General features: G+C 47.9%; 12 protein-coding genes and 2 pseudogenes. 6 read left to right on the top strand and 8 right to left on the bottom strand.

All coding sequences use genetic code 11. The annotated features are described in order from the left end of the window. Window positions 1-36: 36 nt before the first annotated feature. The 3 genes from LC431_RS07700 to LC431_RS07710 form a co-directional block, all read right to left on the bottom strand. Window positions 37-675, bottom strand: coding sequence for an RpiB/LacA/LacB family sugar-phosphate isomerase (locus LC431_RS07700; RefSeq protein WP_013577754.1), 639 nt, complete (start codon window positions 673-675; stop codon window positions 37-39). A 68-nt stretch (window positions 676-743) separates the two neighbouring features. Continuing rightward, window positions 744-1,505 (bottom strand): 2-dehydro-3-deoxy-D-gluconate 5-dehydrogenase KduD, encoded by a 762-nt coding sequence (gene kduD / locus LC431_RS07705; protein ID WP_013577755.1) that lies wholly within the window; start codon window positions 1,503-1,505, stop codon window positions 744-746. A gap of 383 nt (window positions 1,506-1,888) precedes the next feature. Next, window positions 1,889-2,245: a helix-turn-helix domain-containing protein gene (locus tag LC431_RS07710; RefSeq protein WP_013577757.1), complete on the bottom strand. Its 357-nt coding sequence runs from the start codon at window positions 2,243-2,245 to the stop codon at window positions 1,889-1,891. Window positions 2,246-2,688: 443 nt separating this feature from the next. Between LC431_RS07710 and LC431_RS07715 the strand changes: the two genes are divergently transcribed. Continuing rightward, on the top strand, window positions 2,689-3,825 hold the full coding sequence (locus tag LC431_RS07715; protein WP_223509661.1) for an efflux RND transporter periplasmic adaptor subunit: 1,137 nt from the start codon (window positions 2,689-2,691) through the stop codon (window positions 3,823-3,825). A 16-nt stretch (window positions 3,826-3,841) separates the two neighbouring features. After that, on the top strand, window positions 3,842-6,994 hold the full coding sequence (locus LC431_RS07720; RefSeq protein ID WP_013577759.1) for an efflux RND transporter permease subunit: 3,153 nt from the start codon (window positions 3,842-3,844) through the stop codon (window positions 6,992-6,994). 103 nt (window positions 6,995-7,097) lie between these two features. Here LC431_RS07720 and LC431_RS07725 read toward each other — a convergent pair whose 3' ends face one another. After that, window positions 7,098-7,583, bottom strand: coding sequence for an Rrf2 family transcriptional regulator (locus LC431_RS07725; RefSeq protein WP_013577760.1), 486 nt, complete (start codon window positions 7,581-7,583; stop codon window positions 7,098-7,100). A 211-nt stretch (window positions 7,584-7,794) separates the two neighbouring features. Further along, window positions 7,795-8,307: pseudogene (locus LC431_RS07730) on the bottom strand (porin); the annotation flags it as partial. A gap of 195 nt (window positions 8,308-8,502) precedes the next feature. On the opposite strand from LC431_RS07730, the pseudogene LC431_RS07735 reads away from it, so the two are divergent. The 4 genes and pseudogenes from LC431_RS07735 (at window position 8,503) to LC431_RS07750 (ending at window position 10,449) form a co-directional block, all read left to right on the top strand. Then, window positions 8,503-8,744 (top strand): annotated as a pseudogene (locus LC431_RS07735) (DinI-like family protein). Between the two features lie 9 nt (window positions 8,745-8,753). Then, on the top strand, window positions 8,754-8,990 hold the full coding sequence (locus LC431_RS07740) for a DinI family protein (RefSeq protein WP_121019922.1): 237 nt from the start codon (window positions 8,754-8,756) through the stop codon (window positions 8,988-8,990). A gap of 206 nt (window positions 8,991-9,196) precedes the next feature. Next, window positions 9,197-9,913, top strand: a complete 717-nt coding sequence (locus tag LC431_RS07745; protein WP_223509588.1) for a hypothetical protein — start codon at window positions 9,197-9,199, stop codon at window positions 9,911-9,913. Beyond that, a complete protein-coding gene (locus LC431_RS07750) occupies window positions 9,904-10,449 on the top strand; it encodes a type II toxin-antitoxin system VapC family toxin (RefSeq protein ID WP_121019924.1) in 546 nt (181 codons plus the stop codon). The genes LC431_RS07745 and LC431_RS07750 overlap by 10 nt, the downstream gene beginning before the upstream one ends. A 1,384-nt stretch (window positions 10,450-11,833) precedes the next feature. Here LC431_RS07750 and LC431_RS07755 read toward each other — a convergent pair. The 3 genes from LC431_RS07755 to LC431_RS07765 form a co-directional block, all read right to left on the bottom strand. Beyond that, entirely contained in the window at window positions 11,834-12,943 is a 1,110-nt protein-coding gene (locus LC431_RS07755) for an acyltransferase (protein WP_223509589.1), read from the bottom strand. Between the two features lie 412 nt (window positions 12,944-13,355). Continuing rightward, window positions 13,356-14,765, bottom strand: coding sequence for a hypothetical protein (locus LC431_RS07760; protein WP_223509590.1), 1,410 nt, complete (start codon window positions 14,763-14,765; stop codon window positions 13,356-13,358). Window positions 14,766-14,774: 9 nt separating this feature from the next. Next, window positions 14,775-17,180, bottom strand: coding sequence for a right-handed parallel beta-helix repeat-containing protein (locus tag LC431_RS07765; protein ID WP_223509591.1), 2,406 nt, complete (start codon window positions 17,178-17,180; stop codon window positions 14,775-14,777). Window positions 17,181-17,219 lie beyond the last annotated feature (39 nt).

Raw genomic sequence — 17,219 nt, forward strand, 5'->3', positions numbered from 1 at the left:
GAGCACCGGTTTTTTGACCCCACAGAAAACAAAATCTTATGCGAGGATTTCACGCACAAAGGTTTCGATCTCTTTGTTCTGGCAGTTTTCAAAGAAACATTTCTGGAAACGTTCGCCGGTGACAGCGGTTTTTACCAGTTCAGGATCGATAGCACGCAGCGTATCCAGATAGTTTTCTTTTACCACTGCGGCTTTCACCTGATTCAGAATACCGGCGTTGCGCACCTGAGGTTCTTTGCGGTCAGCCGGATAGCCTTCTCCTTTCACACCGGTAAAGGCCTTTTCAAAGATGAAACGCACGTTCAGCTCAGCGCCCCAGCCGAAGCCTTTAGCGAATGGCAGTGATAAGGCGTTGCCGTTGTTGATTTGCGCGAACAGGAAGGCATCCGCCGGATCAATACAATAACCGCAGTTAACGCCCGGGTGAATGTTCAGAGACATCAGTGCGCCCTGACCGGTGCCGCAGCCTGCAACGACAAAATCCACAGCTTTAGAATTGAGCAGAATACTGGCCATGATGCCCAGATGGATGTATGTCAGGTGGTGATCCTGTTCGTCAGACATGCCCACGTTGTAGACCGGATACTCTTTTTCCGATGCCACGGCGTTGAGTTCTTTCAGGATGATCGCGTTTTTAGCGGCCTGACTGTTTTCCATCATCAATGCAATTTTCATGAGATTTCCTCTTTGGGCAGCGGTGTGACCCGCTGCTGTCGGTGAATATTTGTCAGTAATTAGCGTGATTAACGCGCCAGCCAGCCGCCGTCAACGGCAATCGTGTAGCCATTGATATAGTCGGAAGCCGGTGAAGACAGGAACACAACCGGCCCCATCAGATCAGATGGCAAGCCCCAGCGGCCAGCAGGAATACGCCCCAGAATCTCTTCGCTGCGTGCTTCATCGGCACGAAGTTGCTGGGTGTTGTTGGTCGCCATATAACCCGGTGCAATCGCGTTCACGTTGATGTTGTGTTTCGCCCATTCATTGGCCAGCAGACGAGTCACACCCATGACGGCGCTTTTCGATGCGGTATAAGAAGGCACGCGGATACCGCCCTGATAAGAAAGCATCGACGCGATATTAATGATTTTGCCGCCGGTGCCCTGAGCAATAAATTGCTTCGCGACAGCCTGTGACATGAAGAACACGGATTTGATGTTCAGATTCATCACATCATCCCAGTTCTTTTCGCTGAACTCGATGGCATCTTCACGGCGGATGATCCCGGCGTTATTGACCAGAATATCCAGATGTCCCATTTCTGCGACAGCGCGTTCGAGCAGCGCCGGAATGACTTTCGTGTCGCTCAGATCAGCCGTCAGGCTCAGGAAACGGCGGCCTGTTGCGCCAACGCGTTCGATAGTTTCTGTGGGCTCGACAATGTTGATCCCAACAATGTCACAACCGGCTTCGGCGAGGCCGATTGCCATACCCTGACCTAAACCGGTATCGCAACCGGTCACTACCGCGACTTTTCCCTGAAGCGAGAAATTATCCAGAATCATGATGGTTCCTTTATGCATAAAACGGAGGCGAATACGCTTTTCCGCAGGACTATTGGTTGTCGGGCTGTGCCCGGCGCCGAAATGATAAAAGGAGTTTAGCGATAAAACTCCCGCAACTCAAGAAATTGAAACGTCATTTCAATTTATGTGAACTTTGATGTCGTTTTTTGTTGGGTTGATCACGTCCTGACGCAGGGGGTCGTGCAAATGCCAGAAACTGAACGCTGTAAACAGGAAAAATGCGCAGCAAAGCGCCTGATGAAATTAATCATCCGGAGGAATTCTGGAGAGGAAAGGGAAGTTTATGAGGGAGAGAAAAATTCACTGCCCGGCAGGGAAGCCGGGCCAGCGGTACACGCTCACCAGGTAAGCAGAGGCAACCGTTAGTGCAGGCAGCCCTGACATTCCGTTGCCAGATTCAGACCACGACGCCAGTCGCCCGGAGTCTGACCAAACTGGCGTTTGAAACTGCGGGTGAAAGATTGCTGTGAGTCGAAGCCCAGAGAAATCGCAACGCTGACAATAGGTTCGCCACTACTGGCCAGCATATCGGCAGATTTCTTCAGTTTTTTCTCACGAATGTATTCACCCATCGGCAAGCCGGTGTGCTCTTTAAACATACGCTGCAGATACCAGCGGGAATACCCTGCCCGTTTGGCAACAGTTTTAATATCCAGACGTTCTTCCAGATTGTGATCGATCCACTCGATCAGGTCGTGAATGAAATCCTCGGTTCTCATGGCAAGTCTCCTGCTTCTTTTTTGTTTGCGCCCCCCGAGGGCGACTCGTCTTTTAATACGTTGACCCAGTTTTCGATTAAATGCAAGTTTTACTATTGCATTTAATTGGCCGTTACCGGATAGTCTCTTTCCCGAAGTAAACGTTCTGTAAAATAGCACAGAAAGTGTAACAGTAATTCTTGCACTTTAGTAAGCGCATCCCTACAATCCCCTCGAATCAATTGTATCAATATTTGATACATTATTGTGCTGATGAACGGCGCAAGTCCCAAAAAAGTCAGATCAGGCAAAGGACGTTACCCGGCGGACAGGCCGGTGTATTGCCTGGCAGTACTTACTCACTGGAAATAAAAATAATGATGAACCTGCAAAAATCACAGGTTGTTGTACGCGGCCGCTCCGGCGGTACGCCTTTGACGTTGCGCCTTTCAGGGGTTGCGCTGATGGTTGCCCTGCTCGCCGGGTGTGACAACAGCGTGGCGCAAAATGCTGCACCACCTGCTCCGCAAGTCAGCGCGGCAGATGTGTTAATCAAACCAATCAGCCAGTGGGATGCGTTTAACGGACGTGTGGAAGCGGTACAAAGTGTTCAGTTGCGCCCCCGCGTGTCCGGCTATATCGATAAAGTGAATTATCAGGAAGGTCAGGAAGTGAAAAAGGGTCAGGTGCTGTTCACCATCGACGACCGCACTTACCGCGCCGCGCAGGAACAGGCGCAGGCTGAACTGGTGCGTGCGCGCAATCAGGCCAGTCTGGCGAGAAGTGAATCCGCCCGTACGGAAGCGCTGATCGGTTCGCTGGCTGTGTCGAAAGAAGCTGCGGAGCAACGTCGTTCGGCCGCTTCGCAGGCACAGTCAGATGTGCTGGCAGCTCAGGCACAGCTGGACATGGCACAGTTGAATCTTGATTTCACCCGTGTCATCTCCCCGATTGATGGTCGCGCCAGCCGTGCGATGATCACGACCGGCAATCTGGTAACAGCGGGCGACAGTGCCAGTGTACTGACCACGGTGGTGTCACTCGACACGGTCTACGTGTATTTCGATGTCGATGAAGGGACGTTCCTGCGCTATCAGGCGCAGGCCCGCGAAGGGAAATTCAATGACAGCCCGCAAAGTCGCTTACCGGTTCATGTCGGGCTGGTGGGTGAAAACGGCTACCCGCATCAGGGCGTCGTCGATTTTACTGACAATCAGCTGAACTCCGGCACAGGCACGATCCGCATGCGTGCTCTGCTGGATAACCGCGACCGCACATTTACGCCGGGATTGTTTGCCCGCGTTCAAATGCCAGGCAGCGCACAGTTCAACGCCCTGCTGGTGGACGATAAAGCCATCCTTACCGATCAGGATCGTAAATTCGTTTATGTGGTGGATAAAGACGGCAAGGCGCAGCGACGTGATGTTGAAATTGGCCGCATATACGGCGGCTTACGCATCGTGCAGAAAGGCCTTGAAGCAGGCGATCGCGTCATCATCGATGGCGTACAAAAAGTGTTCATGCCGGGCATGCCGGTCAATGCCAAAACCGTCAGCATGGCGGCTAATACTGTCACGCCAGCCGCTCCTGCCGTTCAATAAAAGAGAATCCTGACTCATGGACTTTTCCCGCTTTTTCATCGACAGGCCGATTTTTGCGGCCGTCTTGTCGATTCTGATTTTAGTCACCGGGGCGATTGCCATTCCCCTGCTGCCGGTCAGCGAATACCCGAACGTGGTACCGCCAAGCGTGCAGGTTCGCGCTGAATATCCGGGTGCTAACCCGAAAGTGATTGCTGAAACCGTGGCGACGCCGCTGGAAGAAGCGATCAACGGTGTTGAAAACATGGTGTACATGAAATCCGTGGCCGGTTCTGATGGTGTGCTGGTGACGACAGTCACTTTCCGTCCGGGAACCGATCCGGATCAGGCACAGGTTCAGGTGCAAAACCGTGTGGCCCAGGCCGAAGCCCGTCTGCCGGAAGATGTCCGCCGTCAGGGCGTGACCACGCAGAAACAATCGCCAACGTTGACGCTGGTGGTGCATCTGGTGTCACCTTCGGGTAAATATGATTCGCTGTATCTGAGCAACTACGCCACGCTGAAGGTGAAAGACGAGCTGGCACGTTTGCCGGGTGTCGGGCAGATCCAGATTTTCGGTGCAGGCGAATATGCCATGCGCGTGTGGCTGGATCCGAACAAAGTCGCGGCGCGGGGTCTGACGGCTTCTGACATTGTGAAGGCAATGCAGGAACAGAACGTACAGGTGTCTGCCGGTCAGCTGGGCGCAGAACCGATGCCGAAAGACAGTGATTATCTGCTTTCCATCAATGCGCAGGGTCGTCTGAAAGATGAAGATGAGTTCGGCAAAATCATCCTGAAAAGCGGTGATAATGGCGAAATTGTCCGTCTTCGTGATGTGGCGCGTATCGAAATGGGGTCCGGCAGTTATGCCCTGCGCGCGCAACTTAATAATAAAGATGCAGTCGGGATCGGTATCTTCCAGTCGCCTGGCGCGAATGCGATCGATTTGTCAGACGCGGTGCGAGCCAAAATGGATGAACTGGCAACCCGGTTCCCGGAAGGCATGACCTGGCGTGCGCCGTACGACCCGACGGTGTTTGTCCGTGATTCCATCAGTGCGGTGGTTCACACATTGCTGGAAGCCGTCGTGCTGGTCGTACTGGTGGTTATTCTGTTCCTGCAAACCTGGCGCGCATCAATCATTCCTTTGCTGGCGGTACCGATATCTGTGATCGGGACATTCAGCATTCTGTATTTGCTCGGATTTTCGCTTAATACACTCAGTCTGTTCGGGCTGGTGCTGGCGATAGGGATAGTCGTCGATGACGCCATTGTGGTGGTGGAAAACGTCGAGCGAAACATCGAGGAGGGACTCGCGCCAAGGGACGCTGCGCACCAGGCGATGCGGGAAGTTTCAGGACCGATAGTGGCTATCGCGCTGGTGCTGTGTGCGGTGTTCGTGCCGATGGCGTTTTTGTCGGGCGTGACCGGTCAGTTCTATAAGCAGTTTGCGGTGACCATCGCCATTTCAACCGTGATCTCGGCCATCAACTCACTGACGTTGTCCCCTGCTCTTGCGGCATTGCTGCTTAAATCGCACGGTGCACCGAAAGACATGCCGTCGCGGCTTATCGACCGCCTGTTCGGCTGGATTTTCCGACCGTTCAACCGGTTCTTTAATGCCAGTTCACATCGTTATCAGAATGCAGTGTCTAAAACACTTGGGCGTCGTGGCGCGGTATTTGTGGTTTACATTCTGCTGTTGTGTGCGGCGGCCTTTATGTTCAAAGCCGTGCCGGGGGGCTTTATCCCGACGCAGGATAAACTGTATCTGATCGCGGGCGTGAAAATGCCGGAAGGCGCGTCCTTATCCCGCACTGATGCGGTGATCCGCAAAATCAGCGCAATGGGGTTAAGTACTGATGGCGTAATTGATGCGGTGGCGTTCCCCGGGTTGAACGCTTTGCAGTTCACCAATACGCCGAATACCGGTACGGTGTTCTTCGCGTTGAAACCACTGAGCGAACGTACCCGTACAGCGGCGGAGATTAATGCGGAAATCAACGCCAAGATTTCGCAGATCCAGGAAGGGTTCGCCTTCTCCATTATGCCGCCGCCGATCCTCGGATTGGGTCAGGGATCAGGTTATTCTCTGTATATACAGGATCGTGCAGGGCTGGGTTACGGTGCATTGCAAACCGCGATTAACACCATGTCCGGCGCTATCATGCAAACGCCGGGAATGGGGTATCCGATTTCTTCATATCAGGCTAACGTGCCGCAGTTGGACGCGCATATTGACCGTGATAAAGCCAAGGCGCAGGGCGTATCGCTGGACGAACTGTTCAGTACGCTGCAGGTGTATCTCGGCTCGTCCTATATCAATGATTTCAACCGGTTCGGACGTACCTGGAAAGTAATGGCACAGGCCGATGGCCAGTTCCGTGACACCGTGGAAGACATTGCCAATCTGCGTACCCGTAACGATAAAGGTGAAATGGTGCCAATCGGCAGTATGCTGAATATCACCACCACTTACGGTCCCGATCCGGTGATCCGCTATAACGGCTATCCGGCAGCAGATTTAATCGGTGACGCTGATCCCCGCGTGCTTTCTTCGACGCAGGCAATGACCGAGCTGACTGCAATGTCGAAAAACCTGTTACCGAACGGCATGAATATCGAATGGACCGACCTGAGCTATCAGCAATCCACACAAGGCAATGCTGCACTGATTGTGTTCCCGATGTCCGTGTTACTGGCGTTTCTGGTGCTGGCCGCCCTGTATGAGAGCTGGACGCTGCCGCTGGCGGTAATCCTGATTGTGCCAATGACCATGCTATCGGCCCTGTTTGGCGTGTGGCTGACCGGTGGCGACAACAACGTGTTTGTACAGGTCGGACTGGTGGTGCTGATGGGACTGGCATGTAAGAACGCGATTCTGATTGTTGAGTTCGCCCGCGAGCTTGAACTGCAAGGTAAAGGGATTATCGAATCTGCGCTTGAGGCATGCCGTCTGCGTCTGCGCCCTATCGTCATGACCTCGATTGCGTTTATCGCCGGGACTATCCCGTTGATTCTGGGTCACGGCGCGGGTGCGGAAGTGCGCGGTGTCACCGGTATTACCGTATTCTCCGGTATGCTGGGTGTGACGTTGTTCGGGTTGTTCCTGACGCCTGTTTTCTACGTCGCACTGCGCAAGCTGGTGACGCGTAAGAAAGTCGTTTTAGAAACGCAAACTGTGTAAACCGTTAAGATCAACAGAATGCAAAAAGCCGGGAGAATGATCTCCCGGCTTTTTTTTATATGCTTTATTAAGAGCGGTGCGCAGCGTCTTGCGTATCAGCGCTCTATTTCAAACAGAGCGAATCTTCTGGGTTTTGCGCCGCTAAATCTTTGGTACATTTGTATTTGCCACCGCGTTCAAACTCAGCCAGGGCATCCGCAACGGTATGACGGGCTAACACCTGAAACGATGCTTCTTCAGCTTCGCTGACAATGTTTTTGAAATAGGTGCAGGCATTGGCGCTGACCACACAGCGGGCGGGCACGTCCGGGCGCGCTGCCCACAGACGTTTATCTTCAATCACCGCGCAATAAATATCACGAAGTGTGATTTCTTCCGCCGGACGGCCAAGTGTAATCGAGCCGGTGCGACCAAGTGTGGAGACGATAATGCCATGCTGAGTCAGTGGCACCATCAGTTTGCGGATAAAACTGGAGTTGGCTTCCAGACCCGTTGCTAAAATCGCACTGGTGCAGCGCTGGCCAGCCTTTTGGGACTGAGCGATACAAAACACCATCTGCATAGCTGTCGGAAAGCGATAATCTAACATGTCATTGTCCTGAGAAACCAAGTCTTAGGTGAAGCACCGTATCACAGAGGAAATCCCCTATACGTGATCTGGTCAATAATATAACAAACACTGTTGCATTATTGAAGGCAGACACCTCTTAAACGCACAGAAAGCCACGATTTAGGGCACAAAAAAACCCATCCGGAGATGGGTTTTGGTACTCAGATTCTTTTATGAGAAGTTTCGGAGATTAGAACTGATATTGTAAGCCTACGCCCACGATATCATCGGTAGAGATTTTGTTGGTTTCGTAGAAATTATCATCGTTGTCCAGCAGGTTAATTTTGTAATCAACGTAGGTGGACATATTTTTGTTGAAGTAATAACTCGCACCAACAGAAACATATTTAACCAAATCTTTATCGTTGTTATCAGAAGTATTACTGCCGTCTGCAGTCAAATCCTTACCTTTAGATTGCAGGTAAGACACTTCAGGACGTAATCCAAAATCAAATTGATATTGTGCGGTTACTTCGAAGTTCTGCGTTTTGTTTGCAACACCACTCTCACCAAACATTGTCATATTACGCGTTTCGGAATACATCGTAGCGAGATAGACATTGTTTGCGTCATATTTTGTACCCACAGTCCAGACATCAGCTTTATCCCCTCCTGCAAAATTCTCGCCTGCAGAAGTCGTCTGATCGTTTGTACGGTCAGATGAGGCATACGCGGCACCCGCAGTGATACCCATACCGAAGTCGCAGAGCTAAGTAAATAATTTAAACCATTGAATAAAAAAGAAAATACCGCCATTTCAGCATGCCTTTACTTGCAAAAATTGTGTTTGTAACTGCATGAATTTACAAAGAATAAATTTAGTTTTGCAGAAGGGTTTTATTTTAACAAAACAAATATTACTGTATGCATATCCAGTTTAATGTGTGTGCGGTGATTTATGTTTGTTGAGCTGATTTACGACAAAAGAAATATGGCCGGTGTACCAAACGCCAATGCTCTGATCCTTGCTGAACTGACCAAACGTGTACATGGCACCTTCCCTGATGCTGACGTGAAGGTGAAGCCAATGGTGACGCTCAGCAGCATCAATACGGACGCCAGCAAGGCGCAGAAGGCAGTCTGGCCGTAATAGTGGAAGATATGTTTGAGGATGCCGGTAACTGGCTCGCTGTGGAGTAAGGGGGATTTATGCATATTGAACTGCTGATCGACAAAACCAAGCAGCTGCCCATCGGCGCGGTCGAGGCTTTCGAAGTTGAGTTTGATAAAAGGCTTGAAAGGAATTACCCAGGCGCCACGTTCAGCGTTCGCAGAGCTGGCAGTGATGGGATGTCGTTACCGGGCGGTTCGCCTCACGATCGGGAAGTGATTGACATGATGCTTCAGGAGACGTGGGAAAGCGCAGATGACTGGTTCCAGCCATAGAAAGTATCATGAGAATCTTCAATCCCTGATATATCAACAGTATTGGTGTTCCAAGTAATGAAGCTTAGTATGTCTTGCAGGGTTCTGAAGAAAAGCTGTGGCTATAATCTCTAACCTATACTCAGCACATGCATTGACGACAGATATCACTTGAACAACAATGAAGTAGTATTATGCGTTTTAAAAATTGAGGTTGTGATAAACCCATGGGCAAAGAAAACCGCCTGACCTTAAAACTTGATGGAACTAGCCCAGGCGAGCTTTCAATGCATCGTCTCGGAAAGTATCTTTCAGCTCTATCGGATCTTTATGGTTCGGTAGATGCCGTTCACTTCAAAGATGTGAGCGAAGGGTCGGCTTGCCTAAATACTTGGGTTGATAGCACAACCTCATATAACGCTGTAGTTCAGCGATCTATTTCGCAAGCCACTACATCCGGAACGGCTTACCTTAGATTGGTTTCTCTTCTTTCGCAGGACGGCTTTGAAGCCCGAATACTCAATCAGGACAAAGTAACTATTTTAGAGTTTCCATCCGCAAAAGAAGAATCCACGCTGATCGTTACGAAAAAAGGTAAGGTTCAAGGGAAACTTTATAATGTAGGTGGCAAGGATGACTCAGCCCCAGTCAAGCTTGAAGGCGCTAACGGCGAAACATTTCATTGCGAAGCTACCCCCGCCATGGCCGCTAAGCTCGCTATACATCTTTTCAAACAAGTAAGAGTTTCTGGCAACAGTGAATGGATAAAGAAAGACGGAAAGTGGAAACTTAAAAAATTAATAATTGAGTCTTTCGAAGTCCTTGAAAAATCTAACTTGAAGACTGCTTTAAAAGCATTACAGAATTCCTCTGGTAATCAATGGAAAGAAGAAGATGACGCACAAGCCATCTTAAAAGCTTTAAGGGCGCTAAATTGCGAATAATATTCGATACAAACATCTTAGTGCAGGCCATCACGGGAATGCGAGATGGGTGCACACTTTCTGATCCTGAGACAGGAATTGAAGTTGCTGATCCGGACAGAAGAGTCGAGGCCTTAATCGATATGGTTGAAAACAGCCGGGGCGCTATTATAATCCCCACCCCTGTTTTAGCTGAGTATCTGGTCGGTATCGACAAAAAAGATCATCAGAACCACCTTAATCTGATTCAGCGACAGTCATGTTTTGAAATTGCTAGTTTTGATGAGATAGCAGCTATCGAATGTGCTCAAATGCCTTCACTAAAAGAATTAAAAATGATGTTAAAAGGTGATACGGCTAACAAGATAAAATTTGATCGACAGATAATAGCTATAGCGAAAGCCCTCAGCGTTGACGAAGTGTGGACGCACGATAAAGGCGTTTTTAATCGATGCAAAGAGCTTGGAATCGTCGTTAAGTCTTTAGCTGATGTAGATCCTGCTCCTGTTCAAGTCTTGATTGACATGAGTCTTGATGCTTCCTCCGAGCTTCACTAGGTAACCCGGCCTCCGAGCCGAGTTTTTTGTGCCTAAATAACATCCGTATCAATGACTCTGCAATGGAGTGCAAATGAAATATCGTTGGTGGTTCTTGATTGTCCTTTTATTTGCTGCAGGTAAATATAACGATTACATTGTCTCAAAAGCTGCAAAGCAGATCGTTGTGGTTAGAAACTCCTGCTTCATAAGTCCGGGCTGTCAGAAGATGTAAAATTTGTGCCTGTAACTTGGCAATTAAAGCTCACTAGACTATTCTCAAATCAGTTGACACAAGATCAGCAAGCCTGACAAGGCGAGTAGTATATCTATCCTTGAATAGCCCACCTTATCCGTGGATTCTGCTTTCCTGAAAATTACCACTTTTTTAGACATTGTATTGCAAGTTGCAATACGTCATTTTGTTTACTGTTCGAATCAACAGCCTCTTCCTGGACTCGCTCAAGCCACGTAACAATTCGGTATCGGCTAACGCCCTCATCACCCTCTGACAGCATTAGGTAACATTCACCAATCATCCTGCATGCCTCTTGATAGGCAGAATCAACACCTTGCATAGTAACTCCGACTAACAAAAAAATGATATTAGTCATGTTAACCGGAGATTTTTTGTAAAGTATCTACCGCTTATAAACTTTATTCAAAATTCATCTAAAATAAGAATAGCTGACACAAGAGCAGCAAGCCTGCCAAGGCGCTATGAGTGCCTATCTTCTGATAACCCGCCGTTAACGCGGGTTTTTTTTAACTACAAACTACATTTACTTAAGCCAAATCTACTTCATGAGCTATCCTCAACAAAGGAGTAACACTCCTGTTCCTAAACTAAATTTGGTGGTAATTCACTAGCCTTCGTTCGCGAAGGCTTTTTTGTTTATGTCGGCTGTTGATCGGTAAGGAAAGAAATTTATGAGGAATGTTCGCTATTGGCTGGTGGGTTCAAATCCCCCCAGCTCCACCAATTTAGATAGGACAGTGAAGGGACAAACTCATATAAACCAGTAATTTATGAGTAACATTAGGACTCAACACTGACACCATCTGGACAGAAAAGGATACGTAAAAGATACGCGGCTCCTTCTGTTGAGAGAACCTCCGTCACCAACGGAGGTTTTTTTTCGTCTCAAATGCACGGTGTATCGTCAAACACCTGGTTACCAGCATCATTGATGATATGGGTGACAACGCCGGCAATGATTGTATCTTCGCCTTCCAAATCGCCGCCCTCGATCAACGTTTCCATATCCGGCTGATCCAGAGATTGCAATGAATGTCGTAAGAAAATGAAATATAGATAAATTTTCATATATGCATGGAGTGCCCGGTTTGTTTCGGGCAGCATATGAGATAATTAATTTCCAAATTTTCCTGTCAAAAGGAATAACTAAGCAACCTTTCCAATATCTTCAGGAATTGATTTGTTTGATGTTATTCTTTTCCCAAGTGACATCATTGGCTTTTCTATGTACTTGTAAGTCACTGATGAAATAGCAATGCTAACCACAATACACCCAAATGGAAATGCCACATAAATATATAAAGGCAACTCATTAAATCCGGATAGTAAACTAAGGATATAAAAAACTATTGCCATATGCACCATATATATAGAGTATGATATTCTCCCTATATAAAGCACTGGCTTCCAATCAAGTATCTTACCGATGAAGGATAATTTCCCGCACATATCTTTTTTGAGAACAGCGTAGAATGATACCACCCATATTATTACTGGCAATGCATCCTTCTCAAGCAAAACGATCGACAAGAATATAACAATTGCAGAGCCTGCTTTTAATTGATTAATGTCAATTGATGGATATATATTCTTATAAAAATAAAATGTTATATACCCTATTGAGAATGCAAAAAGGTTATTTCCATAAAACCCTTTGTCAGTTATTTTTCCATACCCAATCATAAAAGCAAGAATAATAAACAATGCAAAACAATTCTTCTTATTGGTTATTTTATTCATCAATGCAAATAATAATGGCGCGATGATATAAAACTGCCATTCTACTGACACACTCCAAGCCTGACCCAGTATAGTAAATGAAGAATCCTTAAGTATTGATACAGGTACCGCACCCTGAATTAATAATAAATGGAAAAATGCATGCAGTGATGGTGATTTATTAAACTGATCGATTAGCTCAAGCCTGCCGTTTGTTGCGGGTGCTGTGAGGGCATGAGTTAAAACACTGGTAGTAAAGTCAAGCATTATGAAAGAAACAATCAGCGCGACTAAATATATTGGAAAAATTCTAAAGAATCGTTGAGTTATATATTTACCATAGCTCTGAGGTTTGTTATCCAACATAAAGAAAATAACAAATCCACTAAGCATTATGAATACGTCAACAGCTTGTGTATTTAGGAGGTTGGCAGGTATCTTACTTGATAGCATAGGTAGACTTGCCAAAGCATGTCCAGCAACTACCCATAAGGCCATCAGTCCACGTAGCCCCTCTAGTTCCTTAATATATTTCACAGAAGCAGCCCCTTACTCAGCGTAAAAAAACACAAAATTACATTAGTTTACATTTCATGTAGTTTTATATTCATGTTTACTACTTGTTTACGCAAGCATTTTATTTACTATCAAAATTAGCTGCTTAAAGACCGCTCTATCCTTACGCCTATCACAGGTACCAGTCGCAGTGAAGCCATTTGGATTTCATATTTTATATGCATTGATTTTCAAATAATTAGAAGTAACGACTAACTTCCAAGAACCGCTATCGTAAGTGGATACCTATTGATACATAGAAAGATAGGTACAGAACCAGCATGGGTTTGTGGGCGGATTGAAGAGGCACGACCTACTCAGAGCAAACGTGTTTGTATTCAGCATATTTGTAGAGAAGTGGGACGTGCTTCTTTTGATGCATGTTATACAGTAACTAAACGCCTGCGTCGTAGATGTCAGCCATCTCCTTTTCAGTTAGCCTGGCCGGATAGTAAACAATTTTCTGGATCGTACCGTTAAACCATAGTGCATCCGGATTTTTATCTGTGCTTCGCCCCCTTCCTACGCATATGCGGCCAAAAAGGGCTGATGCAACCGAGGCGGCGACTTGTGTTAACCCGTATTCATCATACGTTAGCATCGTCATAGCGTCATACGACAGAAATCCCCGATAACTACGTCCTGCGCCAGCTACACCCTTTTTCGTATCCAGACTGGTATTGGCTCCGGCATTGTATGAGGAGGCCGAAATCACGCCGTTCTGGCTTGCCAGGTTCTTCTGATAAAAAGCGATATAATTCGCACTAGTATCAGTGGATTCAACACCAAAGAACCCGTTGCCAAGCTCCAGCGCACCAAGAGGAGACTGGTTAACACCGGGCATCACGGCTTCAACGTAAACTGTTCCTGCATCAGCAGACATGAATCCTGTCACTGAATTATTAGCATTCATGGTATCAGCGGCGCGTGTTCCGGATGCGCCCGACGTTGACACATAAGACGTGGCTGCTTCACGGACTTCCAGTTGAGCCCCCCAGACATACACTGTCTTACCAGTACCGGCGTAGGCTGGCATAAGCCCGGCATTCACTCCATCATTGATGAATGCCATCCCGGCTCCACCTGCAGTGTAAGCAGCATAAATACGGATTGTAATGCTGATCCGCCAGTATCCATTCGGTCCTGCCTCAATACCAGCTTGTTGCACCGCAGATGAAGCTCTGGCAACAATTCCTTTCTCCAGATCGAAGTTAGCGAAAGTATTTCCCGAAGTAGCAGGCAGCGCATATAACTGCACAAACCGGGCGGCCCCCTTCTTCACATAAATACTGTAGGTATGGTAGCTATTTACTGCTGTCGCCGTTGCATTCACTTCCTCAAGCGTGTGAATAGTGTTACCGGTTCCTTCTGTAACCAGCGTCGCTGACGTATTACCATCCGGAGAGATCGCCGCTGCAGCATCTACCGCGACCCCGGTTTTCGCCCAGGCTGATTGCGTGAAATCTTCGCTGTAAATTGCCTTATTGGACGTTGAGTTATGTAACGTAACGCCAAGACGTTTGCGCGTTACCGGATCATAAACGAAAGCTGCCTCATTATTAGCTACGTTCTGAAGAATACCGTAAGGACCGACAACGGATTTTTGCGAAGCGCGAGCAAAATTAATGATTCCGCTTATCAGCGTACTTCTGAAAAGTTTGCCGGTAGTGATGTTTCTGGCTAAATAAAGCCCATTTTTAAAATCTAAATAGAGCGAGGCATTATCTGGCATAGGAGCATTTGCCCCTGGTAACTGTGACGGGTCGCCTTTATATTCTGAGTTACTTTTCAGTTCAAGAGCCATGTTAGTTCCTTATTCTTTTCCTGGGTTACGACCATAGGTCACATTAGTTTTTGTACCCGTAAGGTTTTCAGCAGCCGTTTTAAAACCGACATAATGATTTCCATCAATATCAACATCGACCAAGTTACCATTGCCGCATAAACCATAGTCCTGAGTTCTGGTGTCCTGATTGTCACGTAATTTATTACTGGTTATGGATCCGCCCGTAATATTGCCGTTTATGACCAGTCCTGATCCGCCGCCATTCGGAGTATCCTGCCCGTTGTTAAAAATACGGTTGTGTTCAATATCGACGTTTTTCATGGTACCGCTCGCCAGACGAAGGCCATCCCGACCATTTCTGGCCATCTCATTCCCGAATATCCATACGTCGTTATATTCAAGTGAACCAGCCGTTATTTCGATTCCGAATTCAGCGTTATCATTTATTATGTTGTCCTTATAATGGTACCCGCTTCCGGCAACAACAGAACCCTCATAACCAATGCCCGACTTGCCATTTCGACTGATATTGTTAGCCATCAGAATCCCACGAGAACCCGGTGCAGGTCTGCCATCAACAACATCCATAGTCCCGGTATCCTGTAAGAATCCGTATCCGGCATTATTGGTCAGGTCATTGCCGATACATACCAGACCGTCAAGACCACAGTCACCAATCCCAGCCATGCCATTTCCGGTACAGACATTGTTGACGTAGATACTGTACCGGCTATGATTTTTCGAGTTTTCCCGGCGGGCCCACTCGCCAAAAATGCCAAAATTCCTGTTATTCCGGTTGAAAGTCCCGCCGATATACAGTGGTTCATCAAGGCTCCCGCCTGTACCAATACCAATCCCGGACGCCCCGGCTTGTCCTGCCGGCGCCAGTCGTCCGCAATTCTCTGTCGTGATATTAGTCATGACCGAATCGTAGGCGTAGTCAACGCCCAATCCGGTTGCGCCGGTATTCTGAATAAGAAGCCTGTTGAAGAAACAACGCTTAAAGAAGAAGAAATAAAATCCTTTTATTCGGCTGTCATACGTCGTACCTCCGATTAGGATCTGCTCACTCCCGTCGATGGCAAAATCCTGGAACACACAATCAGAAAGATAACTATCGTCATCCGGCAATCTCTGAATTGCAGCATAGGAGCCTCGCGGGCGTAAAATCGTAGCCCCGGTTCCCGCACCGATAATGCTCACCCCTGGCCGTGGGGTTATGTAGTTCAGCAGCCCCCAGTTACCGGGTGGTATGTAAACCACGCCACCACCATTTCGTGCAGCAGCGTTAATAGCACCATTTATGATGTATTCGTTTCGATCACCCTGTTCGCTGCGCAGTCCAAAATCACGGGCATCGTAAACCTGGCGGTTGTTAGCCAGCTCACGCAGGCGCTCTGTATTTCTGTTTAGCTGAGTCTGTAACCCGGACGGCATACCCGGCAAATAAAGATGACCAAACTCATCAACCCTTTGCCATACAGCCTCCATAGAATCCGGCATGACGTTAAGATAGGGTGAACGATTGTTGTTTATTTTCCTGTGTATTCTGGCAAATGCATCCTGCACAGAGCCATTCAACCCGGGAGCATACAACTGTCCATTTTCATCCTGAAGCAACACCACATTTCCTGCGGAATCCCGGTTAAGATGGACCGAGCTATTGTTCGTTTCATCCGTTCTGTCTAAAACTTCCTGTACTGAAGATTCCATTCCCGCCAGGTATAACCTCCCAAGCTCATCCTGCATGAGAACTGTTTTACCAGCAGCGGTGACCTTGGTAAGGTCACTCCCGTCAGATAAATACACCCTGCCATCAATTGAATACTGAGACGGCATTTTCCGGCCTGTCGCGACCAGCGTGCCGCCATTGTTGATGTACTCATCGGCAAGTGAGTTGTCGTCCTGGCTGCGCACATATGTTGCACTGCCTTCCGGGATATTCGCGATATCGGCCTGAGCAGAGGCTACTGTCATATACTGCCGGCTAAGAGGCACCAGGTTTTTCAGTGGGTCTTCAACCGCGCCAACCACCTTTGCAATATGCCCCCAGCTTGGACCGGTAAACTGAGTACGATCGGGGCGCGTAACGGTAACTGACGGTTCATCACTGTAAATCCCCTGCCAGTTCTCAAAATCGAGAATACGTCCGCGGGCAACCTGCGCGAAGTCGTTGATCACTTTCTGCGTAATAGCCATCTGAAGCAAAGCTGGCACAGAATTCCAGGACAGTCCGGTTGATGAGGGGCCGGTAAACGCTTCGGTAAGAGTGATTTCAATATCTGATACTACAGCGGAAGCGACAATAGTATAGGGAGCGCCACCCACGTTAACGTACATAAAATCACCGGCTTTTAGCTCCGCACTGAAGCTGGTTCCGCTACCGCTGACTTTATTAGAACCGTTGGTTAAATCAATAGTGCCTGCTGGCATGATTTTCTCCGGGCATAAAAAACCCGCCTAATAAACTGT

This window comes from Rahnella sp. GSA61A, from assembly GCF_019969905.1.
Taxonomy (GTDB): domain Bacteria; phylum Pseudomonadota; class Gammaproteobacteria; order Enterobacterales; family Enterobacteriaceae; genus Rahnella; species Rahnella aceris.